We start from the raw sequence: 22690 nt of genomic DNA, 5'->3' as shown, positions 1-22690 counted from the left end.
CAAAGGGAGGATAAGGAGATCCACTATGCGCGTGACCTTCATCTTGCTGTTTTTCAGCAGCGCTGCCATGGCCCTGGACAGGCCCATCGACAATGCCTGGCTGACACCGCCGCCCCAGCAGGCCGAACCCGCCAAGCAGGTCTGGCAATCCACCGTGGATACCAATGACTTGCTCCAGGCCCCCAACCCCCTCTCTTTTGGCGTGGACGTCATGACCGACAGCAATGGCTCCCGCAGCATCACCCCCTACCAGAAACTGAATCTGACCGCCGAGAAGAGCGTGACTCTTTCCTTCGAGAAGCAGAAACCCAGGATCAAGTTCAATGTCAGCGGCATCAATACCGCCGTCAAACTCAGGGGTGATGGGGTCAAGATGCAGTTCAACCCGAGCGACAAGACCATTCCCCTGCAGGTGGAGCTCAAGCTCACGGATGACGAGTCCATGATGCGGGTCGACTATCGCTTCTGATGGTCCCAGATAGCACGAAACCGGACGGGTTGGCCCGTCCGGTTTCGTTTTTATCGCTTATGCCATAGACCTCAGCCATTCTCGGGCGCAGAGGACATCGGCGGGTAGCTTATGCCTTGGCTTCCAGCTTGGAGACCCAGTACTTGTTGTAGACGTGCACCGTGATCTCTTCGCGATCGTGATAGAGCTGCTTGGCCTGGATGACGAAGGCGTTGTCGATCTCCTTGAGCAGGCCGCGCAGTACCTCGATGTTGTGCACCGCCTCGGCGTAGCGCTTCTTCATCGGCAGCTTGAGGTTGAACATCGCCTCCTGGCAGTCGTTCTCCCTGAACCAGTCGGCCACCATGTGAGTCACCCGGGCCGGCTTGTCCACCATGTCGCATACCAGCCAGTAGATGTTCTTCTTGCTCGGCCGCCAGACGAAGCCATCGTCACGGATGTGCTTGACCTGACCGGTATCCATCAGGGATTGGGCCATCATGCCGTTATCCACCGCGGTCACCATCATGCCACGGCGCACCAGCTGATAGGTCCAGCCACCCGGGCAGGCACCGAGATCCACCGCCTTCATGCCGGAAGTGAGGCGCAAGTCCCACTCTTCCTTCGGCACGAACACGTAGAAGGCCTCTTCCAGCTTGAGGCTGGATCGGCTCGGGGCATCCGCCGGGCAGCGCAGACGCGGGATGCCCATGTGGAATTCGGAGTTGTTGAACGAGTAGGAGTAACCCAGCATCAGATGGTCGTTCGCCAGGAAGAAGGCGTGGAACACCGGGCGGTGCGGCGTCTCCTTCTTGGTCAGAATATCCTTGCCGCGCAGGGCCTGGCGCAGGGGTACGGTGAACTTGCGGCAGAAGGCCGACAGCTCTTTCGCCTCGTTGGTATCGGCGGTTTCCACCCGCAGATCGCCGCAGATGGCGTACTCACTGGCCGCCTCCAGGATGGGAGTGACCCGATCCGAGAGACTCAGATCCTTGAGCTCATGGGTCACCACCAGCATCTGGCGGATGAAGATGAGCTCACGGAACGGCAGCTTGCGCGCCAGCAGATCCGCCTGCTCCTCGTCATACAATTCGAAGATCACATAACCGCTGTCGTCCTTGACCCGGGCGAAACCATAGCACTGCATGTTGCCGGCACGCTCGGTGATCTCTGCCGCCGCCTCTTTCTCAAAACCCGGGCGGCAATACAGCAGCAGATTATTCATTCTTTCCTCCAAGACGACAGCCGGCCCATATCAGAGCCGCCCATCCCAACATAAAACAGAGGCCACCGGCCGGGGTGATGAGCCCCAGCCCCTTGCTGCCGAGCAGCACCATGGCATAAATACTGCCAGAGAATCCCAGGATCCCCAGCACAAAAGCGGTACCGGCGAAGGTGATCACCTTGCCGCGCACCCCGCACCACCCCAGGATCAACAGGGCCAATGCGTGAAAAAATTGATATTGCACGGCGGTATGAAACGCCGCCAGACGCTCGGGACTGATCCCGGTCGCCGCCAGTCCGTGGGCCCCATAGGCCCCCAGCATGGTGGCCGTCAGGCCGAAGAACCCGGCCAGTACCAGCCAGTGTCGCTGGATATGCATCCCTCTCTCCTTGTTATCAAGCCATCAGCCCCGGCTCGGGGTGGTCGCGATGAAGTTTCTCATGCTGTCCGCGGCCAGCCGCAGGTTATCCTGCTCGCTGAGTCCGCTCGCCTTCCTCGGCTTGAAGCCATGGTCACCATCGGTCAGCCAGTGGACCGATACGGCGGGTGAGAAGGGGAAGTCAGCCAGTTCGACGCGAGTGCCGAAGGTATCGCGCTCCCCCTGCAACAGCAGGGTCGGCGTCTTGATTTGCTTGAGCACCTCGCCCCGCCAGCTGTCGGGCTTGGCCGGGGGGTGGAAAGGATACCCGAGAATGAGCAATCCTGCAGCATTCATCTCGTCGGCGATTTCCGCCGCCATCCGTCCCCCCATGGATTTTCCCGCCACAAACAGCCTGGGATGGGCAAAGGCCTCTGCCATCTCCCGCCAGTGGGCGAGCAGCACGGGCTGCCGGTCCGGCGGGCGGCGCTTGCCATCCAGGGCGCGCTTGCTCATGTAGGGGAAATTGAAACGCACGACCTCGATATCCGGCCCCGCCAGCAGGGCCGAGAGCCGGGCGAGGAAATCGTGCGCCATGTCGGCACCGGCACCATGGGCCAGCAGAATGCGAACGGGGGCGTCGCTCGCCCCCTCCCGGATCACATCCAGCGCCTCAGCCATCGGCGAGTCGGGCCCGCCGGCGGGCCTCCTCCTGCTCCACCAGCTCCAGCATCCAGTCGCGGAAGGCCACTATCTTGCCCTGGTCGGACTGCTGCTCCTGGCATACCAGATAGAAGGCGTTCTTGCTCACCAGCACCTGCTCGAACGGGCAGATGAGTCGACCCGCCTCGATCTCCGGCTGGGCCAGCACGCTGTGGCCGAGCGCCACCCCCTGACCATGGATGGCCGCCTGGATCACCATGGTGGAGTGGCTGAAGATGGGCCCCTGGTTCACGTTGGGCGCATCGATGTCGAGCTGACGGAACCAGGCCTTCCAGTCGCGGCGGGAGGTATCGTGCAGCAGGGTATGGCGGGTCAGATCCTCCGGCGTGCGCAGGGGCTTGGGGCCGCTCAGCAGCAGGGGGGCACAGACCGGGATCAGATACTCGGTATGCAGCTTGTCCGAGCGCAACCCCGGCCAGTTACCGCGACCGTAGTAGATCGCCACGTCCACGTCGTCGGTGAGGGACCCTTCGTCCATGTCGACCGCCTTGATCCGCACGTCGATATCCGGGTGACGCTCGCTGAATTTCACCAGCCTTGGCACCAGCCACTGGATGGCGAAGCTCGGCTGCAGGCTGACGGTGAGCGCCCCCTTGGCGCTGCGGGCCAGCAACTTGTCGGTCGCCTCGGAGATGGAGGCGAAGATGTCCTTGATGTCGAGGAAGTAGCTCTGACCCTCTTCGGTCAGCAGCAGGGAGCGGTTCTTGCGGCGAAACAGCTTGATGCCGAGATACTCTTCCAGCGCCTTGATCTGGTGGCTGATGGCGGCCTGAGTCACGAACAGCTCTTCCGCTGCCCGGGTGAAACTCAGGTGACGAGCCGCTGCTTCAAACGCTTTCAGTGCATTGAGCGGAGGTAAACGACGAGACATGGGATCGGCCGACGATGAATTTTTCTAATGGGGCGCATTATAAATTGTCGGTTGCGGGTCGACCAGTGAATAAACATAATTCGCCTCGCAATCCGTTGTCATATGGCTCGCATTCTTTGCTTCCATGTTGGTTTACATGTGGTTTTTGTGAGCAAGCCGACAATGATTGTGGTGTTGTGTTTCTTCCTCTGCGGGAAGAAAGGGCTAAATCCATCGGATTTAACCCAGTCTGTCATCTGAATGTGTTTGGCGCCTCCGGTTGGATGGCGCCTTTTTTGTAATCCTTACACCTTGAACTGCCCCACCAGATGCTGCTGCTTGTCCGCCAGTTGCGACAGTTCCCGTCCGTTGTCGGCGGAGGTCGCCGCCTCGGCCCGGATGCTGTGGCTCACCTCGCGGATGTTGCTGACGTTGCGATTGATCTCGTCCGCCACCCCGCTCTGCTCCTGGGCTGCCGTCGCGATTTGCTCGTTCATCTGATGGATGGTGCTGACCGCCTGGATGATCTGCTCGAGCACGCTCACCGACAGTTCCACCTTGGTCAGCGTCACGTCCGCCTGGCTGTGACCCGTCATGATCGCCTTGACCACCGCCTCGGTGCCTGACTGCAACTGGCTGATGAGGTTCTGGATCTCGACGATGGCGTTCTGGGTACGACCCGCCAGGTTGCGCACCTCGTCGGCCACCACCGCAAAGCCGCGGCCCTGCTCTCCGGCGCGGGCGGCCTCGATGGCGGCATTGAGGGCCAGCAGGTTGGTCTGCTCGGCGATCCCCTGGATCACCGCCAGGATGTCGTTGATGTTGTCGCTGTTGGCGGCCAGCCGCTCCACCACCGGCTTGGCATCGCTGATGACCACCATCAGGCGGGACATGGCCGCCTGGGTATCCGCCACCACCGCCTTGCCCTCCTGGGCGGCCCTGTCGGCCTGGTTGGCAGCCTGTACCGCCGAGTTCGCATCTCCCGCCACCTGCAAGGCGGTGGCGCTCAGCTCCTCGAACGCGGTCGCCACCAGATCCACCTCCTGATACTGGGCCTGCATGCCGGCGCTGGTGCGATCCGCCCCTTGCGCCGCCTGCACCGCGCTGGCCCGGGTGCCCGCCACGGTATCGATCACCTGACTGATGGTGCTCTGCAGCTTGTCCAGGAAGTTGTTGAACCACTTGGCCAGCTCGCCAATCTCGTCGTCCCGCTGCAAGTTGATCCGCTGGGTCAGATCACCCTCCCCGCTGGCGATATCCTTGAGACGGGCCACCACGGTGCGGATGGGGGCGACGATGCGCTGCGCCATCCACCAGATGCAGAGCAGGGCGAGCAGCGAGATGACGCCACCGATGAACAGCTGGGAGAGGACGCTACGGTCGGACTGGCTCTCGAGATCCCCCTGCAACTGCAGGGCGGAGGCGAGCACCACGGCGCGAGGCAGCTCGATATAGATACCCCACTTGCGATCCGTGCCGCGCATGCGTACCGGCACGAAGGTCTGCAGTAGGGCACCGTCCGGGCTCCAGCGCGTCACCACCTCCCCCTTGCCGAGCCAGCCGTTGAGGTCGCTCACCAACCCCTTGTCCTGCTGCTCAAGTGTACTGCCTGGCGCGATCTGGAAGCCCTCCACCCCGGCGACCCGCCCCTCGTGGCTGAGCAGCAGCACCTTGCCCTGTCCGCCATACAGGGTCTTGCCCATCTCCTCCACCAGGCTCTGCAGGGTGGTCAGCGAGATATCGACCCCCACCATGCCGAGCAGGTTGCCCTCCTCCAGCAAGGGAGCCGTCACCGACGTCATCAACACCTGCTGGTCACCCACCTCGTCGAGATAGGGCTCCAGCAGACAGAGGGCCCGTGACTGGATGCTGCACTTGTACCACTCGTTCTCGGGATGACCGTTGGCGCCCGGCTTGGCATTCGCCAGCATGGCTTCGTCCATCACCTCCAGGGTCACCTTGCCATCCACCCTGGCCCAGTAGCTGGAGAAGCGCCCCTTGTCGTTGGCCCCGAGGGCGGTCGAGCCCTGATAGTTGGCATCTTCGCCATCCAGCTGATTGGGCTCGAACACGCCGTAGACCCCGATCATGTTGGCAGAAGATTCCGCTGCATCCTGCAGCTGTTGACTCACGGCGCCGCGCAATGCCTCGGAATGGACGAAGTTATCCTCTGCATTCTTGCGCTGAAACAGAATATTCTCGGCCAGCAAGGTGGCGCGAAAATAGGCCTCGTCGAGGTAGCTGGTCACTCTGGCCGCCTGGGTGGCGCCCATGGCCTGCATCCAGTTTTCTGCCGCGTGCTGCGCCTCCAGGGTAGTGGAAGCGAGCACCTGCTCCTGCATACGGGCCGCGTTGAAGAGGGATGAGGCGACCAGTGCAGCGGCACTGGCCAGGAGGCAACAACCGGCTATCAGGGTGATCCGTCCCTGAACAGAAAGAGAACTCATGCATGATTTCCTAACTTCTACAGATGTAACCACTGTATCGGATTTGGAAACAGAAACTTAACTAAATCAGCCCAGATCCAGGCTAAGTTGATTGCGCTCCCCGGTGCTCGGCAGCCCCACCACCAGTCCGAGCAGGCGAATGGGTTTTCCTTGAGCCCTGTGTAGCCCCTCGTGCAGCAGATCGTGGAAACGGGCGGCCTGGTAGCTCCCCTTGCGATAGACGGTGGTCTGCTGAAAATCGGCAAACTTGAGTTTGATCCCCTGCCCCATCAGCATCTCCGCGGGGCAATCCTTGGCAAAGCGCAGCTCCAGCTCGGGGATGAGCCGGCTCAGCACGGCCCAGCAAGCCTCCTCGTCCAGCACATCGCTGCTGAGGGTGGTCTCCACCCCTACACTCTTGCGCACCCTGGAAGCCTGTACCGGCTGATCGTCCAGCCCCCAGATGCGACCGGTCAGCATCTCCCCCAACTTGCCGAAGCGGGCGATCAGCTCCTCACTGCTCATGGCCCTGGCATCCTCGCAGGAGTAGAGCCCCTGGGACTCCAGCCGATCGGCGGTCTTGCGGCCAATACCGGGCAACTTGGCCAGGGGGAGCAGGCGGACGAACTCGTCCACCTCCTGGGGCCGGATGACGAATAGGCCGTCCGGCTTGCGCTGCTCGGAGGCGAGCTTGGCCAGAAACTTGTTGGGCGCCACCCCGGCGGAGGCGGTCAGCCCCAGCTCGGCGTTGATCGCGGCACGGATCTCGGCGGCCATCAGGGTGGCGCTGCCGCCGCAATGGGGGCTATCCGTCACGTCCAGATAGGCTTCATCGAGGGAGAGGGGCTCCACCAGTTCGGTGTAGCGCAGGAAGATCCCCCTCAACTGGCGGGAGACCTCCTTGTAGACCGCCATGCGACCCGGGATCAGCACCAGCGGCGGGCAGAGCTTCTTGGCCAGGCCGCTCGGCATGGCGGAGCGCACCCCGAAGCGGCGCGCCACATAGTTGCAGGTAGAGATGACCCCGCGCCTGTCCGCCGAGCCGCCGATGGCGAGCGGCACCTCTCGCAGGGCCGGGTTGTCCCGCATCTCCACCGCCGCGAAGAAGCAGTCCATGTCGATGTGAATGATCTTGCGCATGACACTGTACAAATAAACAGTTAACTGAGCCCATGCTACCCCAGTGCTGTGATTTCTGCCAGTCGTAGCAACGCGGGGAGCATATAGACTCTTCAGGAACCCATCATCAAGGAGGAAGAGGGATGAACAAGATCTGGCTGGGACTCTGTCTGCTGCCCGTCATCACGGCGGCCAAGGATCACCCGACTGCCGAGTGCAGCTGGCTGTTCGAGCGTATCGAGATACTGGAAAAAGCCATCAAGCAAGGGGATGAGCTGGGTACCCGGGAGGAGCTGACCCGCAGGAAGGCCGAGTTCAATAAAAAATCCTGCCAACAATACGATTACTGAGCACTGGCCCTTGCCCACAAAAAAAGCGAGCCGACCTCAAGGTCGGCTCGCTCTGTCAGGCGCCATGACGACGGTGCCGCTCAGATGATGCGGTGCTCTTCCAGCATCTTGCGACGGGCCTCTTCCTTGGCCATCTTCTGCTTGCGGTTGTCACAGGGCTCCGGGCAGTCGCACTCCTTTTCGATCCCTATGGTGCCAAGGCCGCCACAGGAGCCGGAGATGGTCTTCTTCTGGAAGATGTAACCGATGGCCATGGCCACCACCACCGCCAGAAACACCCCGAAGGTAATCAGAAAAGTCTGCATGCTATTACCCCTTACTGTTTAACCGGATGCCGCGAGAGGCACCCGTGCACTCAATACGTCAACGCCACCCCCGAAGGGATGGCCGTTCATTACTTCTTCACCAGATAGGGCTTGAAGGCATCCGAGTAGGACTCTTTGAAGCCATCGTCCGTCTTGGTGATCACGAAGATGGCCAGCCCCTGCTCCTTGGCATAGGCCAGGCTTTTCTCTGGCCCCATGACAGTGAGCGCCGTCGCCAGCCCGTCCGCGGTCATGCAGGAGGGGTGGATCACGGTCACCGACACCATCCGATGCTGAATGGGTTTGCCCGTCAGCGGATCGATGGTGTGGGAGAAGCGCTTGCCATCCATCTCGTAGTAGTTGCGATAATCCCCCGAGGTGGCCACGCCGTTGTCCCCGGGCTGGATCACCTCCTGCACCGAGCCGACATTGACGGTCGGCTTCTCGATGGCCACCCGCCAGGGGTGCCCCTTGCCGTTGACCCCGTTGAGGCGCAGCTCACCGCCGATCTCCACCAGGTAGTTGCGTGCCCCCAAGGATTCCAGATACTCGGCGACCTTGTCCACCCCGAAGCCCTTGGCGATGGCGGAGAGATCCACATAGAGATCCGGGATGTCTTTTTGCAGGGTATCCGCATCGGCGGAGGTGATCACGTGCAGATTGCCGAGCCCGGTCTTCTGGCGGGTCTGGCTGATCAGGTCATCGGACGGTACCTTGGTCGGTTTCGCGTCCGGGCCAAAGCCCCACAGATTGACCAGGGGGCCCACGGTCACGTCCAGCGCGCCGCGGCTCTCGCGGCCAATGTGTATGGCCTCGGTCACCACCCGTGCGGTGTCCCGGGAGACCACCACGGGCGTGTTGTCCTTGTGCTGGTTGAAGCGGGAGAGCTCGGAATCGGGTCTGTAGGTGGACATCTGATCGTTGACCCGCTCCAGCAGGACATCGACCTCGGCCTGTAATTTGGCTCCATCCTGGACGGCGTCATCCGCCACCTTGATGGAGTAGTAGGTACCCATGGTGCTGCCGGTGATGTGGATCTCCGGTTTGGATTGGACCGTTTCCTGACCGCACCCAGTCAAGAAAAAGGCTAGCCCGAAGGCTAGCCAGGTCTTTACAACGCTGTGCATGGATTAACCACCAAAGTCATCCAGCAGGATGTTTTCGTCTTCAACACCGAGGTTTTTCAGCATGTTGATGACGGCCGCGTTCATGACGGGAGGCCCGCACATGTAGAACTCGCAATCTTCCGGCGCCTCGTGGTTCTTGAGATAGTTCTCGAACAGCACGTTGTGGATGAAGCCGGTGTAGCCATCCCAGTTGTCTTCCGGTTGCGGATCAGACAGGGCGACGTTCCAGGTGAAGTTCTCGTTCTCGGCGGCCAGCATGTCGAAGTCCTCGACATAGAACATCTCGCGCTTGGAACGGGCACCGTACCAGAAGCTCATCTTGCGCTTGGTCTTCAGGCGACGCAGCTGATCGAAGATGTGAGAGCGCATCGGCGCCATGCCCGCACCACCACCGATGAACACCATTTCGGCGTCGGTGTCCTTGGCGAAGAATTCGCCGAACGGACCGGAGATGGTCACCTTGTCCCCTGCTTTCAGGTTGAAGATGTAGGAGGACATCTGGCCGGGAGGCGCAGTCCAGTTGCTCGGCGGCGGGGTCGCGATCCGCACGTTCAGCATGATGATGCCGAACTCTTCCGGATAGTTGGCCATGGAATAAGCACGGATGATCGGCTCATTGACCTTGGACTCCAGCTCGAAGATCTTGAAGCGATCCCAATCACCGCGATATTCCTCGGGAATATCGAAGTTCTTGTACTGCACGTGGTGTGCAGGGGCTTCGATCTGGATATAACCACCGGCGCGGAACGGGACGCTCTCGCCATCCGGGATCTGCAGCTTGAGTTCCTTGATGAAGGTGGCCTTGTTGTCATTGGAGATGACGGTACATTCCCACTTCTTCACCCCGAAGATCTCTTCGGGAAGCTCGATGTCCATGTCGGCGCGCACGGTGACCTGGCAGGCCAGACGCTCGCCATGACGGGCCTCGCCCTTGCTGATGTGATCCAGTTCGGTCGGCAGGATGTCGCCGCCGCCGGACTTCACCCGCACCTTGCACTGACCACAGGAGCCACCGCCGCCACAGGCGGAGGAGACGAAGATACCGCTGCCGGCCAGGACGCCGAGCAGCTTGCCACCCGCCGGGCTGGTGACAGCCTTGGCCGGGTCGCCGTTGATGCTGATTGTCACGTCACCCGCGGTCACCAGCTTGGACTTGGCGAACAGAATAACTGCTACCAGGGCCAGCAGGATCACGGTGAACATGACCACACCCAGAATAATTTCCATCTATATTTCCTTTCCGATTACAGGGAAATACCAGAGAAGGACATGAAGCCCAGTGCCATCAGACCCGCGGTGATGAAGGTGATGCCGAGGCCACGCAGGCCTTCCGGAACATCGGAATACTTCATCTTCTCGCGGATCCCTGCCATCGCGACGATGGCCAGCATCCAACCGGCACCCGAGCCCACGCCATAGACCACAGACTCCACGAAGTTGTAGTCACGCTGCACCATGAAGGAGACGCCACCGAAGATGGCGCAGTTCACGGTGATGAGCGGCAGGAAGATACCCAGGGCGTTGTAGAGCGCGGGGAAATACTTGTCCAGCGCCATCTCCAGGATCTGTACCAGGGCCGCAATCACACCGATGAAGGTGATGAAGCTCAGGAAGCTCAGATCCAGGCCCTGTACCAGGGCGCCGTCTTTCAGCACATAGTTGTAGATCAGGTTGTTGGCCGGTACGGCAACAGTCTGTACCACAATCACGGCGATACCCAGACCCATGGCGGTCTTGACCTTCTTGGACACCGCCAGGAAGGTACACATCCCCAGGAAGAAGGAGAGCGCCAGGTTTTCGATGAAGATCGAACGAATCAACAGACTCAGATAGTGTTCCATACCTTAATCCTTTGCCTCCACCTGCTTGGGATCCTTGGTGCGTACGCCCCAGATGATCAGACCAATGATGAAGAATGCACTCGGCGGCAGCAGCAGCAGGCCGTTAGGCACATACCAGCCACCGTTGTTCACCAGCGGCAGCAGCTCGATGCCGAACCAGGTGCCGGACCCCAGGATCTCGCGCACCGTGGCCACGGCCAGCAGCACGGCACCGTAGCCCAGACCGTTGCCGATCCCGTCCAGGAAGGAGGGCAGCGGGGCGCTCTTCATGGCATAGGCTTCGGCACGACCCATCACGATACAGTTGGTGATGATGAGGCCGACGAACACCGACAACTGCTTGGAGATGTCATAGGCATACGCCTTGAGCACCTGGTCAACCACGATAACCAGGGATGCGATCACCGCCATCTGGGCGATGATCCGCACGCTGTTCGGAATGTGGTTGCGGATCAAGGAGATGAACAGGTTGGAGAAGGCGGTGACCGCGGTAACGGCCAGCGTCATCACGAACGCTGTCTTCATCTGGCTGGTAACGGCCAGCGCGGAACAGACACCCAGCACCTGCAGTGCGATGGGGTTGTTGCCGAGCACAGGCGTCAACAGCAATTTTTTCATTTCGCTCTTGTCAGCCATTGTTGATTTCTCCTGCACGTACCTTGGCCAGGAAGGGACCGAAGCCCTTGGGACCCATCCAGAAGTCGAAGGTGTGCTGTACGCCATTGCCGGTCAGGGTTGCACCGGACAGGCCATCGATTTCATGCTCGGAGCCTGCCGGAGCATGGCCCTTGATCACGCGCAGCGCCGGCTGACCGTCCTGATCGAACAGCTTCTTGCCGACGAACAGTTCGCGCCAGGCCGGGTTCTCGATCTCGCCGCCCAGACCCGGGGTTTCGCCGTGATCATAGTAGGTGATGCCTTTGACGGTCTGACCGTCGGCCGCGACCGCGACGAAGGCATACATGGTGGACCACAGACCCTGGCCGTAGATCGGCAGGATGATGTTGTCGACCTTGCCGTCGGCATCCTTGGCAAAGAACACGGGAACCAGCTTGGAGATTTGACGCAGGCCAGCCTTGTCGTCGGCCGGGGCCAGACGGATGTTCTGGGCCGGATCCTTGGCGGCGACCTTGGTGTCGAAGTTGTCGGCATCGCCGTCAACGAACTCACCGGTAGTCAAATCCACCAGACGCGCTTCAATCTTGTCGCCATACAACTGGGCCAGGTCACGCTTGGCCACAGAACTGACATCGACACCGGCGACGGACAGGATATTGCTTTGCTTGTCCAGCGCCTTGTTTTCCAGCTGGGCCGGACGCAGTCCCACGGCGGCCACGGAGACCACGATGGAACAGACCAGGCACAGACCGGTTACGACGGTGAGGGTGCCGATAGTAGAGTCTTTATTAAAGGCCACGTGCGATCCTCCGCTTGATGTTCGCCTGTGCCACGAAATGGTCAAACAAGGGGGCAAACAGGTTGGCAAACAGAATGGCCAGCATCATGCCTTCCGGGAACGCGGGGTTCACGACCCGGATCAGCACCACCATGACGCCGATGAGGGCGCCATACCACCACTTGCCCTTGTTGGTAAAGGCAGCGGAGACCGGATCGGTCGCCATGAACGCCATACCGAAGGCGAAGCCACCCAGCACCAGATGCCAGTGCCACGGCATGTTGAACATGGGGTTGGTATCGGAACCGATGACGTTGAACAGCAGAGAGGTCGCAACCATACCGATCATCACACCGGCGATGATGCGCCAGGAGGCGATCCGCATGTAGACGATCATGGCCGCACCGATGAGGATCATCAGGGTGGAGACTTCACCGATGGAACCTGGCAGGTTGCCGAGGAAGGCATCCATCCAGCTGATGGCTTCGCCGGTCGCACCGTTGATCAGCGCCATCTGGCCGCCCTGGGCCCACTGGCTCAGCGCAGTCGCACCGGAGTAGCCGTCGACGGCAACCCAGACAGCATCACCGGAGATCTGGCCCGGGTAGGCGAAGAACAGGAAGGCACGACCCGCCAGCGCCGGGTTCAGGAAGTTCTTGCCGGTACCACCGAACACTTCCTTGGCCAGCACCACGCCGAAGGTAATGCCGAGAGCGGCTTGCCACAGGGGCAGCTCGGGCGGCACGATCAGGGCGAACAGGATGGAGGTCACGAAGAAGCCTTCGTTGATCTCGTGCTTGCGCACCATGGCGAACAGCACTTCCCAGAAACCACCGACGATGAAGACGGTGATGTAGATCGGGAAGAAGTGCGCCGCACCGATCAGCATCTTGCTGCCGACGCCGGCCACGGCCGGATCCAGCGAGGCACCCAGCAGGGTGGCGATGGTGTATTGCCAGGTATCGGCACCGGCCGCGCTGCCCAGATGGGCGATGGCGGCGATGGACTGGTTGCCGACGTTGTACATGCCCCAGAACATGGCCGGGAACACGGCCAGCCACACCATGATCATCATGCGTTTCAGATCGATGGCGTCACGGACGTGAGCGGCATTGCGGGTCACGGACCCGGGGGTATAAAACAGGGTGTACGCCGCTTCGAACAGGGCATAGTACTTAGCGTACTTGCCACCCGGCTCGAAGTGATGTTCCATATTTTCAAGAAGTTGCTTGAAACTCATCGCTTAACCTTCCAGTTCTATCTTGGTCAGGCACTCACGCAAGATCGGGCCGTATTCGGTCTTGCCGGGGCAGACGAAGGTACAGAGCGCCAAATCTTCCTCATCCAGCTCCAGGCAGCCGAGCGCCTGGGCGCTGTCGCTATCACCGGAGATCAGATCCCGCAGCAGCAGGGTCGGCAGGATGTCGAGCGGCATCACGCGCTCATAGTTGCCGATAGGCACCATGGAGCGATCACTACCGTTGGTGGTGGTCGTGAAGTTGATGAGCTTGCCTTTCACCAGGTGCGCCAAGGTGGTGCGGGTGATGGAGAACTTGTTGGCACTGGGGTTGACCCAGCCCAGGAACTCTTTCTCTCGGCCTTCGCCCAGCACGCTCACCTGGTTGTGATAACGGCCAAGGTAGTCATGGACTCCCGCAGCCTTGGAACCACTCAGGATGGAACCGGAGATGACACGGTTCTCGTCGGCGCGCAGCTCGTTGTTGGTCAACTGGCTGATGCAGGCGCCCAGACGGGTGCGCAGCAGGCGCGGCTTGACCACGTTCGGACCGGCCAGGGAGATCACCTTGTCGGTGAAGATCTGACCCGTGGTGAACAGCTTGCCGTAGGCGATCACATCCTGATAGTTGATGTGCCACTGCACTTTCTTGGCACCGACCGGGTCCAGGAAGTGGATATGGGTGCCAGGCAGACCGGCAGGGTGCGGACCGACGAAGACGGCTTCTTTGACTTGTGCCAGTTCGGCATGGGGTAGGCTCGCCTCGCCCTTGCAGACGTGAACGGCGCCATCAGTCAAACGGGTCAGCACGGCCAGACCATCGAGGAAAGCCTGTGACTGTTCCTTGATGATGATCTCGGCATTGGCTGCCAGCGGGTTGGTGTCCATGGCGGTGACGAAGATGGCACGGGGGGTGGAACCCACGGCCGGCACCTTGCTGAATGGACGGGTACGCAGCGCGGTCCACTGACCTGACGCGACCAGGATCTCCTGCACCTTGCTGCGCTCGAGCTGTGCAAGCTCGGCAGACGCAAAGTGTTCAAAGGTTACCTGCTCGTCGGAGCCATCGAGATCGATGACGACAGATTGCAGAACACGCTTGGCACCACGGTTGATCTCAGAAACCACACCGGTGGCAGGGGCCGTGAATTTAACGCCGGGATTCTTCTTATCTTCGAAGAGCTCCTGACCTTTAATGACGCGATCACCTACTTTGACGAACATAGTAGGACGCATCCCCACGAACTCTTCGCCGAGTGTAGCAACACGGGTGATGGCCGGGCCATCGTAGATTACTTGCTCCGGAGCACCCAGCACGGGGATGTCCAGTCCTCTTTTAATTGTAATCATACTCACTTGCACTACCGTTAAGGGAAGACAGGTTGGTTAGCGCCGAGAAATACATCACGACGAGTTGTTGAATGAGCCCGCCTACATCGCGACAAAATGTCGAAAAAACAAACAAATTAGCAACATACAGGATCATTCAAAAGCGCCTGAGTTTACCACCTTAGGCAAGTTAGCTGCCATGCCAAATGGGGAAAATCCCCGCGCTATCACAAAATTAACCCCCATTGAATATTTCCTCCTCATCTCCGCAAGCCGTGGTTTTAAAGGATTTTTCGTCCAGCTAACCCTATGGGGGTATTTTTGTACGTCAGACAGGTAATTAGAAAAAGTAATCCGATACTCCATCGACCGCAGATGGAACACCGGTCACCCCGATTCGTGACGGAACCGTTAATTGTTGAAAAATTAGGTAATAAAAACGTCAATTATCACGCGAAGGGGGGCTTGCTGACACAGCTCGGCGTGGTTGGCGCCTGCTCCCGTTGCTGCCATTCAGTCTCGGTATAGGTATGCAGGGCCAGCGCATGAATAGCACCAGCCAGTTCGTCGGCCAACAGGCCGTTGACCTGACGATGACGACCGATCAGCCGTTGCCCCTCGAACGCCTGGCTCACGACAATGACCTTGAAGTGGCTCTCTGAACCCGGCGCCACCCGGTGCATATAGCTCTCGTTGATCACTTCCAGATGACTGGGGGACAAGGCGGCCAGTTTGGCCTCGATCTGTTGTTGCATGCTCACGACAAACACTCCCAAGATGGATGTCCGGCCATTGTAAGCCAGAGCCGACCCGGGATAAATCACGCCGAGGGCCTTATGAGCCAGTCACGCACCGGGCTGGTGAAATTCTGCGTCCCCGCTAGAATAGCGCCACTTCAACGACCGGCTCGTCGCTGGCTGTCGTTGCCATATATAAGCATCACCTTGGATACTTCTCTTATGCAGACCCTACTCGACACGGCGCATTGCCGCCTGACCCTTTACCGGTATCCGCGGCAGAGCCAGGATCCCCTGCAGGCCTGGGATGCGGCAGACGAATATCTCATCAACGAACTCGCCGAGTCGCCGCTCGAGCAGTGCGGCCCCGTCATCATCATGAACGACGGCTTCGGCGCCCTGACTGCCTATCTGCACGACCATACCCCCCGGTGCGTGACCGACTCCCATATCAGCGAACGGGCGACCCTGGCGAATCTGGCCGAGAATGGCCTGGATCCCCACGACATCCGCCTGCAGGATGCGCTGGCTCCGCTGCCCTTGGCTCCCGCTCTGGTGGTGATCAAGGTGTCCAAGTATCAGGCGCTGCTGGAGCAGCAACTGCTGGCCCTGCGCCAGGTGGTCACCCCGACCACCCGGATCCTGGCGGCGGGCAAGGCGAAGGATATTCACACCTCCACCCTCAAGCTGTTCGAGAAATACCTGGGCGAGACCCGCACCTCGCTGGCCTGGAAGAAGGCCCGTCTCATTCACTGTACGCCGGACGCCCTGCGCCCTGCGCTGGATAATCCCTTCCCCACCACCTGGCCGCTGGAAGGCAGCAACATGCTGATCCACAACCATGCCAACGTATTTTCCCGCACCAGCCTGGATATCGGCGCCCGCTTCATGCTGGACAACCTGCCTATCCACAGCGCCCGACGGGTGATCGATCTGGGTTGCGGCAACGGCGTGCTGGGGCTCTCCCTGCTGGCGCGAGACAGCGAGGTGGAGGTGACTTTCATCGACGAATCCCACATGGCGGTGGACTCGGCGCGCCTGAACGTCGAGCACAACCTGCCCGATGCCCTGCCCCGCGCCCACTTCCTGGTCAATAACTGTCTCGATGGGATAGAAACGGGAGCGGCCGATCGCATTCTCTGCAATCCGCCCTTCCACCAACTGCAGGCGATCACTGACCATATCGCCTGGCAGATGTTCACCGATGCGCACCGGGTGTTGCCTCAGGGGGGGGAACTCTGGATAGTAGGCAACCGCCATCTGGATTATCACAATAAACTCAAGCGCTTGTTTGCCAACGCACAAGTGGTTGCATCGAACAGCAAGTTCGTTATTTTGAAAGCCATCAAACGCTAAAGATAAAGCTAAAGGAAACCCATGATGAAAAAGTCACTCTTGCTGCTGGCCGCCCTGATGCTGGGTGGTTGTGCCACTCACTGGCCGGAGACCGCCTTGCTCAACCCGCAAGTCATCCCCGCCAACCAGCAGTACTACTCCGGCAACCGGATCACCATGGAAGGGGTCGACAAGCGCGAAGCCGCCTATGTCTTCTCCATCAAGAAGAAAGAGAAGGCCCCCGTTCTGGTCAACAGTGCCCAGCCCCTCAACAACCTGCTGGCCGAGAAACTGGCCGAGGGCCTGCGCAGTCAGGGGCTTGAAGTGGGCAACAGCGGTACCACCAACCTGACCCTGGCCATCTCCACCGCCGCCGTGACCGTGGAAGAGAAGACCTTCACCTATGTGACCAAATCCAAGGTCAGTCTGCAGGTGATCGCCGATTTCCAGGGCAGCAAGCTGACCAAGCAATTCAACATGTCCTCCAGCAAGGAGGAGCCGGGTGAGCCGAGCATGGCCGATCTGGAGTCCACCCTGAACCAGCAACTGGGCAGCGTACTGCAGCAGATCATGGCCGACGAGGCTCTGCGCGGTTATCTCAAGGGCCAACCGAGCTAAACGAGGAAGCGATACATGAAAAAACTCTGGTTATTGGCCATGCTGATCGCCCCCCTGGCGTTTGCCGGCCCCAAGGTCAGGATGGAGACCAATCACGGCAACATCGTCGTGGAGCTGGCCCCCAAGCAGGCGCCGCAGACGGTGAAGAACTTTCTGCGCTATGTGGCGGACGGCAGCTATGACGGCAGCCTGTTCCACCGGGTGATCCAGAACTTCGTGGTGCAGGGAGGGGGCTACAACCAGCAGTTCCAGCCGCTGCCGACCTTCGACCCTGTGGTGAACGAGTCCAAGGGAGGCCTGCCCAACAAGCGCGGCAGCATCGCCATGGCCCGTACCCAGGCCGTCGACAGCGCCACCCGCCAGTTCTATTTCAACCTGGCGGACAACGACAACCTCAACGCCAATGCTGGCGCCGGTTACACCGTATTCGGCCAGGTGGTGCAAGGCATGGAGGTGCTGGACAAACTGGCTCTGGTGCAGACGGGTTACAGCTCTATCCTGAGAGCCAACGATGTGCCGACCAGCCCCATCATCCTGAAAAAAGTCGTGCTGCTGGCGGAGAAATAACGCGGAGCGGATCACATCCTGCCTCATCACCGCCAAGGTCACCGGCGCCCCTTTCTATACTCTGGCATTGCCCCCATTCCGGGGGCCCCAGAGGAGAAATAAGGAGGCGCCGGTGATCTATCAGGCCTACATAACCCAACACGCCATGCTGCTGTCCCAGGCTGTTCGTCACTTCCTGGCACGGGAAATTGCCTACCAACAGCTGGAAGATGTGAGCTGGCAACTGCTCTCCCACTGGCAAGCCCTGCCCCACTGCACCGACAAACAACCGTCCAGTCAGCGGGAATCCGTCTTCTGGCACCTGCTGCACAGCCTGCATCTATGGGATGAGCAACAGATCGATACCGATCCCCGGCTGCGACTGCAGTTGATGGCCTGCGCCAACTATCTCCTCGAGCAGGGGCCCTGTCCGCCTCACTGCATCGGCTCACGACCCTGAAGGCCCGCGGACGACACTCTGCTTGCCTTGGCTATCCCCTTCGAACCTGACAAAATAGCCACCTTTTCCCCGAGGAGTCAGGCATTTGAACACTCTCCGCCCGCCCAGTCGTAACCCGGGCCGCCTCACCAGCTGGCGAGACGCCCTCGCCGTGTATCTCGAAGGCCGGGTTCTTATCCTGTTTGCCATGGGCTTCTCCTCCGGCCTGCCACTGCTGCTGGTCTTTGGCACCCTCTCGTTCTGGTTGCGTGAAGCCGATGTAAGCCTCACCGACATCGGCTACATGAGCTGGGTGGCCCTGGCTTATGGCTTTAAATGGGTGTGGTCTCCCCTGGTCGATCGCCTCTCCCTGCCCCTGCTCTCGCGCCTGTTGGGACGACGGCGCAGCTGGATGCTGCTCTCCCAGCTGCTGACGGCCCTCGCCCTGGTGGGCATGGCCTATTGCGATCCCAAGACCCAGCTCGCCCAGCTCGCCCTCTTCGCCCTGCTGGTCGCCTTCGCCTCGGCCACCCAGGACATCGTCATCGACGCCTACCGCATCGAGTCGGCCCCCGAACGCCTGCAGGCGGCCATGGCAGCCTCCTACATGACCGGCTACCGGCTCGCGATGATCATGGCGGGCGCCGGCGCCCTGGCTCTCGCAGCCTGGCTTGGCAGCAACAGCGGCTACGACTATCGCGGCTGGCAGCTCACCTATCTGTGCATGGCGGGGCTCATGTCTCTCGGCATTATCACCACCCTGTTTTGTCATGAGCCCGACATCGATCTCGCCCGCCAGAACGAGCAGCAGGCCGAGCGCAAGCTGCTGCTGCAACAGCAAGGCTGGCCAACCCCGCTGGCGGGCCTGGGGGCCTGGGTCTATGAGGCCATCTGGTGCCCGTTCGCCGATTTCTTCCGCCGCTTCGGAGGGTCGGCCCTGCTGATCCTCGGGCTTATCGCCTGCTATCGCATCTCGGACGTGGTGATGGGGGTGATGTCCAACAGCTTCTATGTGGACCTGCAATTCAGCAAGACGGAAGTGGCCACCATCACCAAGGTATATGGGGTCATCATGACACTGGTCGGGGCCGCGCTGGGGGGGGTGCTGGTGATGCGGCTGGGAACCTTGCGCATCCTGTTTCTCGGTGCCGTGCTCACCGCCAGCACCAACTTGCTGTTTGCTCTGCTCAACGAGGTTGGTCACAACCTGGAGCTGCTGACCCTGATCATCTCGCTCGACAACCTCAGCGCCGGCATCGCTACGGCGGCCTTCGTGACCTATCTGTCGAGCCTGACCAACGTCGCCTTCTCAGCCACCCAGTATGCGCTGTTCAGCTCCATCATGTTGCTGCTGCCCAAGCTGCTTGCGGGGTTCTCCGGCCGTTTTGTCGAGCTGTTTGGCTACAGCCACTTCTTCATCGGCACCAGCCTGCTCGGGGTGCCCGTGATGCTGTTGATCATCATGGTTGCCAAACGAGGCAAGTGTTTGTCACCACAAACGAACAAATAGCAAGCGTTTGCCTAAATGAGGGGGTGATTAGATTCACAAATCCTGACAAAGTTCCCTGGCTCTTGTTTATCCGTTGAAATTATTTGGCTAGAATCCCTCCCGCTCCTTGTGGGCAGGCTACGGAAAACCTCAACTAAACACACAAGAGACCAATAAAATGGCCAAATTTACCAAGACTCTGATCGCTGCCGGTCTGCTGGCTGCATCCGCCACCCCGGCTTTTGCTGCCGATTACAGCGGTGACATCCACAAGAACGACTACAAGTGGTTCCAGTTCAACGTAATGCACACCATCGACCAGCTGCCCTACAGCGAGTCTGAAGGTGGCTACAACGATACTTACTTCGAAATGGAGTTTGGTGGCCGCTCTGGTATCTTCGATCTGTACGGTTACGTCGATGTGTTCGACATCTTCCAGAACCGTCACGACGACAAGCACAACCAAGACAACCTGTTCATCAAGTTCGCGCCGCGTATCTCCATCGATGCCATGACTGGCAAAGATCTCTCCTTCGGTCCGATTCAGGAAGTCTACATCGCCAACCTGGTCAACGTAGGTGGTCCGGATGGTCTGTTCGAAGCCATGACCGGTCTGGGTGCCGACGTACAGGTGCCTTGGTTCGGTAAAGTTGGCATGAACCTGTATGCCCGCCACGTCAACGAAGGCTCCGGTGAGCAAGGCTGGAACGGCTATCAGTTCTCCATGAACTGGTTCAAGCCTTTCTACACCTTCTCCAACGGCAGCTTCGTCGCCTATCAGGGTTACCTGGATCACCTGTTTGATGCCAAGGACACCTCCACCGACGGTACCGCCATGTTCAACGGCCTGTACTGGCACTCCGACCGCTACGCCGTCGGTTACGGCCTGAAGTACTTCAACGACATCTACGGTATCCAGAACGGTTCCTTCGGCCTGAAAACCACTGGTTTCGGCCACTACTTCTCCGTTACCTACAAGTTCTAATCGAACGGGTATCTGGGATACAAAAAACCGGAGCAACTGCTCCGGTTTTTTTATGGGCTTTCGCCAAACAAAAAAGGGAAGCCTTATGCCTCCCCTTTCTCATCAATCGAGCTATCGATCAATCACGGAAGTTCTGGAACTGCATCGGTTGGCCCAGCTCGGCACCGCGCACCAGCGCCATGGTTTCCTGCAGATCGTCACGCTTCTTGCCGGTCACGCGCACTTCGTCACCCTGGATGGCAGCCTGCACCTTGATCTTGGAGTCTTTGATAAGCTTCACCAGTTTCTTGGCGACCTCTTTGTCGATCCCCTGCTTGAACTTCACGGTCAGGTGGAAACGCTTGCCGGAGTGAACGCTGTCACCCACGTCCATGGAGCTGTTCTCGATCTGGCGCTTGAGCAGCGCCCCGCGCAGGATCTCGACCATCTGCTTGAGCTGGAAATCGGCATCTGCCTCCAGCTTGACCTCTTCTTTGTTCAGTTCGAAGCTGGCTTCCACCCCACGAAAATCGAAACGGGTCGCCAGTTCACGATTGGCGTTATCGACGGCGTTCAACACCTCGTTCATTTTGACTTCAGAGACAATATCGAATGACGGCATAGCCGGGCTCCTCATGCTGTGCTGTATGTTGTGCTTTGGGGTAATGTGAACAGGGGGCAAATCTACCAGAAAACGGGCAAATTTGCTGATTTCGATGGGATGGCTCTGCTAGAATCCTCTCCGCACAGGAATGGCGAGACCCGTTAGTGTCCGCCAGGCCACCTCTTCCTTTATCCCCGGTAAGCGGTTGATCGGAATGCGACCACTACCCTGACTGAGTCTCTCCATGCCAAGCGGATTACGCGACAATAACCTGAAAACCAGCCGTCACCCCCTCCCTCCCCAATGGACCCTGCTGGGCTGCGGTGCCCTGGGGGGTGTTTTCGCCTCCCTGCTGGCCCAAAGCGGTCAATCGACCCGCGTCCTGTTGCGCGAACGGCACCGGGCCACCCTGCACCCCGGCATCGATTTTACCTCTCTCGACGGTCATACCCAGTTGCTGACCATAGAGCGCGGCTTCATCAGTCAGCCCGGCGCCATCAAACGCCTGCTGGTGATGACCAAGGCAAGCCAGGTCGTCCCGGCCCTGACCCCGCTGATCGGCCGACTGCCCGCGGGCGTCCCCATCGTACTGCTGCACAATGGCATGGGCATCGCCGAACAGGTGGTTCAACGCTTCCCGCACCACCCGGTCATCGCCGGCGTCACCAGCCACGGCGCCATGCAGAGCGGCCACTTCGTGTTCCGCCACACCGGCAAGGGCGAAACCTGGCTCGGACCGGTCAACGAGGCAGCCAAGGCGCACGCCTATCTGGCGGATGAACTCGCCCGCGCCCTCGGCCAGGCCGGATGGGATGAACAGATCCGGGTTCGCCAGTGGCAAAAGCTCGCCATCAACTGCGCCATCAACCCGCTCACGGCACTTTACAAGGTCAAGAATGGCGAACTGAGTGGCACCCGCTTCACCGATGCCCTGCAACAGATCTGCGTGGAAGTGGCGGACGTGATGCAGGCCGAAGGATTGCCCGTCAGCAATGAGGATCTGCTGCGCCGGGTGATGATGGTGGTGGAGCTCACCGCCGACAATTACTCTTCCATGTATCAGGATATGGAACTGGGACGAGAGACCGAGATCGAAGCCATCACCGGCTTCCTGCTTGCCAAGGCGACGCAGTACGGCATCGCTGTCCCCGTCAATCAGGGCCTCTACCAGGCCATCAAAGAGAAGCAATAGACCCGGTGAAGTGACGGGCATCAAGCAGGAGG

General features: G+C 59.9%; 25 protein-coding genes. 9 read left to right on the top strand and 16 right to left on the bottom strand.

Annotated features, from left to right (window positions below):
- Nucleotides 1–25 precede the first annotated feature (25 nt).
- Nucleotides 26–469: a hypothetical protein gene (locus tag VZC39_RS04990; RefSeq protein WP_434666258.1), complete on the top strand. Its 444-nt coding sequence runs from the start codon at nucleotides 26–28 to the stop codon at nucleotides 467–469.
- A 109-nt stretch (nucleotides 470–578) separates the two neighbouring features.
- Here VZC39_RS04990 and rlmM read toward each other — a convergent pair whose 3' ends face one another.
- The 6 genes from rlmM to dinB form a co-directional block, all read right to left on the bottom strand.
- Nucleotides 579–1673, bottom strand: a complete 1095-nt coding sequence (gene rlmM, locus VZC39_RS04985; RefSeq protein ID WP_349921334.1) for a 23S rRNA (cytidine(2498)-2'-O)-methyltransferase RlmM — start codon at nucleotides 1671–1673, stop codon at nucleotides 579–581.
- Nucleotides 1666–2052, bottom strand: a complete 387-nt coding sequence (locus tag VZC39_RS04980; RefSeq protein ID WP_349921333.1) for a DUF423 domain-containing protein — start codon at nucleotides 2050–2052, stop codon at nucleotides 1666–1668. Before VZC39_RS04980 ends, rlmM begins: the two co-directional genes overlap by 8 nt.
- Nucleotides 2053–2076: 24 nt before the next feature.
- The gene (locus VZC39_RS04975; RefSeq protein ID WP_349921332.1) at nucleotides 2077–2712 is read right to left on the bottom strand and encodes an alpha/beta family hydrolase; all 636 of its coding nucleotides are present in this window, start codon (nucleotides 2710–2712) and stop codon (nucleotides 2077–2079) included.
- Nucleotides 2705–3625 carry a transcriptional regulator GcvA gene (locus tag VZC39_RS04970; RefSeq protein WP_349921331.1) on the bottom strand — a complete coding sequence of 307 codons (921 nt, stop codon included), beginning with the start codon at nucleotides 3623–3625 and terminating at the stop codon, nucleotides 2705–2707. The genes VZC39_RS04975 and VZC39_RS04970 overlap by 8 nt, the downstream gene beginning before the upstream one ends.
- Before the next feature lie 284 nt (nucleotides 3626–3909).
- On the bottom strand, nucleotides 3910–6051 hold the full coding sequence (locus VZC39_RS04965) for a methyl-accepting chemotaxis protein (protein ID WP_434666253.1): 2142 nt from the start codon (nucleotides 6049–6051) through the stop codon (nucleotides 3910–3912).
- Between the two features lie 66 nt (nucleotides 6052–6117).
- Entirely contained in the window at nucleotides 6118–7170 is a 1053-nt protein-coding gene (gene dinB, locus VZC39_RS04960) for a DNA polymerase IV (RefSeq protein ID WP_434666250.1), read from the bottom strand.
- Between the two features lie 122 nt (nucleotides 7171–7292).
- On the opposite strand from dinB, the gene VZC39_RS04955 reads away from it, so the two are divergent.
- Entirely contained in the window at nucleotides 7293–7499 is a 207-nt protein-coding gene (locus tag VZC39_RS04955; protein WP_349921328.1) for a hypothetical protein, read from the top strand.
- Between the two features lie 80 nt (nucleotides 7500–7579).
- Here the strand turns inward: VZC39_RS04955 and nqrM are convergent, their stop codons facing one another.
- The 9 genes from nqrM to VZC39_RS04910 all read right to left on the bottom strand — a co-directional run bounded on the left by nqrM (nucleotide 7580) and on the right by VZC39_RS04910 (nucleotide 15489).
- Complete coding sequence (nqrM, locus tag VZC39_RS04950) at nucleotides 7580–7804, bottom strand: (Na+)-NQR maturation NqrM (protein ID WP_349921327.1); 225 nt, start codon at nucleotides 7802–7804, stop codon at nucleotides 7580–7582.
- Nucleotides 7805–7893: 89 nt separating this feature from the next.
- Nucleotides 7894–8931, bottom strand: coding sequence for an FAD:protein FMN transferase (locus VZC39_RS04945; protein ID WP_349921326.1), 1038 nt, complete (start codon nucleotides 8929–8931; stop codon nucleotides 7894–7896).
- A 3-nt stretch (nucleotides 8932–8934) separates the two neighbouring features.
- Nucleotides 8935–10158: an NADH:ubiquinone reductase (Na(+)-transporting) subunit F gene (gene nqrF / locus VZC39_RS04940; protein WP_349921325.1), complete on the bottom strand. Its 1224-nt coding sequence runs from the start codon at nucleotides 10156–10158 to the stop codon at nucleotides 8935–8937.
- 17 nt (nucleotides 10159–10175) lie between these two features.
- Complete coding sequence (nqrE, locus tag VZC39_RS04935; RefSeq protein ID WP_100857979.1) at nucleotides 10176–10772, bottom strand: NADH:ubiquinone reductase (Na(+)-transporting) subunit E; 597 nt, start codon at nucleotides 10770–10772, stop codon at nucleotides 10176–10178.
- Between the two features lie 3 nt (nucleotides 10773–10775).
- Nucleotides 10776–11408 carry an NADH:ubiquinone reductase (Na(+)-transporting) subunit D gene (locus VZC39_RS04930; RefSeq protein ID WP_100857978.1) on the bottom strand — a complete coding sequence of 211 codons (633 nt, stop codon included), beginning with the start codon at nucleotides 11406–11408 and terminating at the stop codon, nucleotides 10776–10778.
- Nucleotides 11401–12189 (bottom strand): Na(+)-translocating NADH-quinone reductase subunit C, encoded by a 789-nt coding sequence (locus tag VZC39_RS04925; RefSeq protein WP_349921324.1) that lies wholly within the window; start codon nucleotides 12187–12189, stop codon nucleotides 11401–11403. The genes VZC39_RS04930 and VZC39_RS04925 overlap by 8 nt, the downstream gene beginning before the upstream one ends.
- Complete coding sequence (locus VZC39_RS04920) at nucleotides 12179–13408, bottom strand: NADH:ubiquinone reductase (Na(+)-transporting) subunit B (protein WP_349921323.1); 1230 nt, start codon at nucleotides 13406–13408, stop codon at nucleotides 12179–12181. Before VZC39_RS04920 ends, VZC39_RS04925 begins: the two co-directional genes overlap by 11 nt.
- A gap of 3 nt (nucleotides 13409–13411) precedes the next feature.
- The gene (locus VZC39_RS04915; protein ID WP_349921322.1) at nucleotides 13412–14755 is read right to left on the bottom strand and encodes a Na(+)-translocating NADH-quinone reductase subunit A; all 1344 of its coding nucleotides are present in this window, start codon (nucleotides 14753–14755) and stop codon (nucleotides 13412–13414) included.
- Between the two features lie 428 nt (nucleotides 14756–15183).
- Nucleotides 15184–15489, bottom strand: a complete 306-nt coding sequence (locus tag VZC39_RS04910) for a BolA family protein (RefSeq protein WP_349922384.1) — start codon at nucleotides 15487–15489, stop codon at nucleotides 15184–15186.
- 204 nt (nucleotides 15490–15693) lie between these two features.
- Between VZC39_RS04910 and VZC39_RS04905 the strand changes: the two genes are divergently transcribed.
- The 6 genes from VZC39_RS04905 to VZC39_RS04880 all read left to right on the top strand — a co-directional run bounded on the left by VZC39_RS04905 (nucleotide 15694) and on the right by VZC39_RS04880 (nucleotide 20883).
- A complete protein-coding gene (locus VZC39_RS04905; protein ID WP_349921321.1) occupies nucleotides 15694–16827 on the top strand; it encodes a methyltransferase in 1134 nt (377 codons plus the stop codon).
- Between the two features lie 24 nt (nucleotides 16828–16851).
- Nucleotides 16852–17424: a YajG family lipoprotein gene (locus VZC39_RS04900; RefSeq protein WP_349921320.1), complete on the top strand. Its 573-nt coding sequence runs from the start codon at nucleotides 16852–16854 to the stop codon at nucleotides 17422–17424.
- 15 nt (nucleotides 17425–17439) lie between these two features.
- Nucleotides 17440–17991, top strand: a complete 552-nt coding sequence (locus tag VZC39_RS04895) for a peptidylprolyl isomerase (protein ID WP_434666240.1) — start codon at nucleotides 17440–17442, stop codon at nucleotides 17989–17991.
- Nucleotides 17992–18136: 145 nt separating this feature from the next.
- The gene (locus tag VZC39_RS04890; protein ID WP_349922383.1) at nucleotides 18137–18430 is read left to right on the top strand and encodes a hypothetical protein; all 294 of its coding nucleotides are present in this window, start codon (nucleotides 18137–18139) and stop codon (nucleotides 18428–18430) included.
- Nucleotides 18431–18515: 85 nt separating this feature from the next.
- On the top strand, nucleotides 18516–19919 hold the full coding sequence (locus tag VZC39_RS04885) for an AmpG family muropeptide MFS transporter (RefSeq protein WP_434666237.1): 1404 nt from the start codon (nucleotides 18516–18518) through the stop codon (nucleotides 19917–19919).
- 157 nt (nucleotides 19920–20076) lie between these two features.
- The gene (locus VZC39_RS04880) at nucleotides 20077–20883 is read left to right on the top strand and encodes an outer membrane protein OmpK (RefSeq protein WP_434666234.1); all 807 of its coding nucleotides are present in this window, start codon (nucleotides 20077–20079) and stop codon (nucleotides 20881–20883) included.
- Nucleotides 20884–21001: 118 nt separating this feature from the next.
- On the opposite strand, the gene VZC39_RS04875 is transcribed toward VZC39_RS04880, so the two are convergent.
- Nucleotides 21002–21484, bottom strand: a complete 483-nt coding sequence (locus VZC39_RS04875; RefSeq protein WP_010673357.1) for a YajQ family cyclic di-GMP-binding protein — start codon at nucleotides 21482–21484, stop codon at nucleotides 21002–21004.
- 226 nt (nucleotides 21485–21710) lie between these two features.
- Between VZC39_RS04875 and VZC39_RS04870 the strand changes: the two genes are divergently transcribed.
- On the top strand, nucleotides 21711–22658 hold the full coding sequence (locus VZC39_RS04870; RefSeq protein ID WP_434666228.1) for a ketopantoate reductase family protein: 948 nt from the start codon (nucleotides 21711–21713) through the stop codon (nucleotides 22656–22658).
- Nucleotides 22659–22690 lie beyond the last annotated feature (32 nt).

Origin of the sequence: Aeromonas sp. NJAU223 (assembly GCF_051125555.1) — a bacterium.
Lineage (GTDB): Bacteria > Pseudomonadota > Gammaproteobacteria > Enterobacterales > Aeromonadaceae > Aeromonas > Aeromonas veronii_G.
This window is presented reverse-complemented; position numbering and strand designations above follow the sequence as displayed.

What these genes read in the sequence shown, in the direction of transcription:
- VZC39_RS04990 (WP_434666258.1), top strand. Translation starts at nt 26, where the DNA reads ATGCGCGTGACCTTCATCTTGCTGTTTTTCAGCAGCGCTGCCATGGCC.
- rlmM (WP_349921334.1), bottom strand. Translation starts at nt 1,673, where the DNA reads ATGAATAATCTGCTGCTGTATTGCCGCCCGGGTTTTGAGAAAGAGGCG.
- VZC39_RS04980 (WP_349921333.1), bottom strand. Translation starts at nt 2,052, where the DNA reads ATGCATATCCAGCGACACTGGCTGGTACTGGCCGGGTTCTTCGGCCTG.
- VZC39_RS04975 (WP_349921332.1), bottom strand. Translation starts at nt 2,712, where the DNA reads ATGGCTGAGGCGCTGGATGTGATCCGGGAGGGGGCGAGCGACGCCCCC.
- VZC39_RS04970 (WP_349921331.1), bottom strand. Translation starts at nt 3,625, where the DNA reads ATGTCTCGTCGTTTACCTCCGCTCAATGCACTGAAAGCGTTTGAAGCA.
- VZC39_RS04965 (WP_434666253.1), bottom strand. Translation starts at nt 6,051, where the DNA reads ATGAGTTCTCTTTCTGTTCAGGGACGGATCACCCTGATAGCCGGTTGT.
- dinB (WP_434666250.1), bottom strand. Translation starts at nt 7,170, where the DNA reads ATGCGCAAGATCATTCACATCGACATGGACTGCTTCTTCGCGGCGGTG.
- VZC39_RS04955 (WP_349921328.1), top strand. Translation starts at nt 7,293, where the DNA reads ATGAACAAGATCTGGCTGGGACTCTGTCTGCTGCCCGTCATCACGGCG.
- nqrM (WP_349921327.1), bottom strand. Translation starts at nt 7,804, where the DNA reads ATGCAGACTTTTCTGATTACCTTCGGGGTGTTTCTGGCGGTGGTGGTG.
- VZC39_RS04945 (WP_349921326.1), bottom strand. Translation starts at nt 8,931, where the DNA reads ATGCACAGCGTTGTAAAGACCTGGCTAGCCTTCGGGCTAGCCTTTTTC.
- nqrF (WP_349921325.1), bottom strand. Translation starts at nt 10,158, where the DNA reads ATGGAAATTATTCTGGGTGTGGTCATGTTCACCGTGATCCTGCTGGCC.
- nqrE (WP_100857979.1), bottom strand. Translation starts at nt 10,772, where the DNA reads ATGGAACACTATCTGAGTCTGTTGATTCGTTCGATCTTCATCGAAAAC.
- VZC39_RS04930 (WP_100857978.1), bottom strand. Translation starts at nt 11,408, where the DNA reads ATGGCTGACAAGAGCGAAATGAAAAAATTGCTGTTGACGCCTGTGCTC.
- VZC39_RS04920 (WP_349921323.1), bottom strand. Translation starts at nt 13,408, where the DNA reads ATGAGTTTCAAGCAACTTCTTGAAAATATGGAACATCACTTCGAGCCG.
- VZC39_RS04915 (WP_349921322.1), bottom strand. Translation starts at nt 14,755, where the DNA reads ATGATTACAATTAAAAGAGGACTGGACATCCCCGTGCTGGGTGCTCCG.
- VZC39_RS04910 (WP_349922384.1), bottom strand. Translation starts at nt 15,489, where the DNA reads ATGCAACAACAGATCGAGGCCAAACTGGCCGCCTTGTCCCCCAGTCAT.
- VZC39_RS04905 (WP_349921321.1), top strand. Translation starts at nt 15,694, where the DNA reads ATGCAGACCCTACTCGACACGGCGCATTGCCGCCTGACCCTTTACCGG.
- VZC39_RS04900 (WP_349921320.1), top strand. Translation starts at nt 16,852, where the DNA reads ATGAAAAAGTCACTCTTGCTGCTGGCCGCCCTGATGCTGGGTGGTTGT.
- VZC39_RS04895 (WP_434666240.1), top strand. Translation starts at nt 17,440, where the DNA reads ATGAAAAAACTCTGGTTATTGGCCATGCTGATCGCCCCCCTGGCGTTT.
- VZC39_RS04890 (WP_349922383.1), top strand. Translation starts at nt 18,137, where the DNA reads ATGCTGCTGTCCCAGGCTGTTCGTCACTTCCTGGCACGGGAAATTGCC.
- VZC39_RS04880 (WP_434666234.1), top strand. Translation starts at nt 20,077, where the DNA reads ATGGCCAAATTTACCAAGACTCTGATCGCTGCCGGTCTGCTGGCTGCA.
- VZC39_RS04875 (WP_010673357.1), bottom strand. Translation starts at nt 21,484, where the DNA reads ATGCCGTCATTCGATATTGTCTCTGAAGTCAAAATGAACGAGGTGTTG.
- VZC39_RS04870 (WP_434666228.1), top strand. Translation starts at nt 21,711, where the DNA reads ATGCCAAGCGGATTACGCGACAATAACCTGAAAACCAGCCGTCACCCC.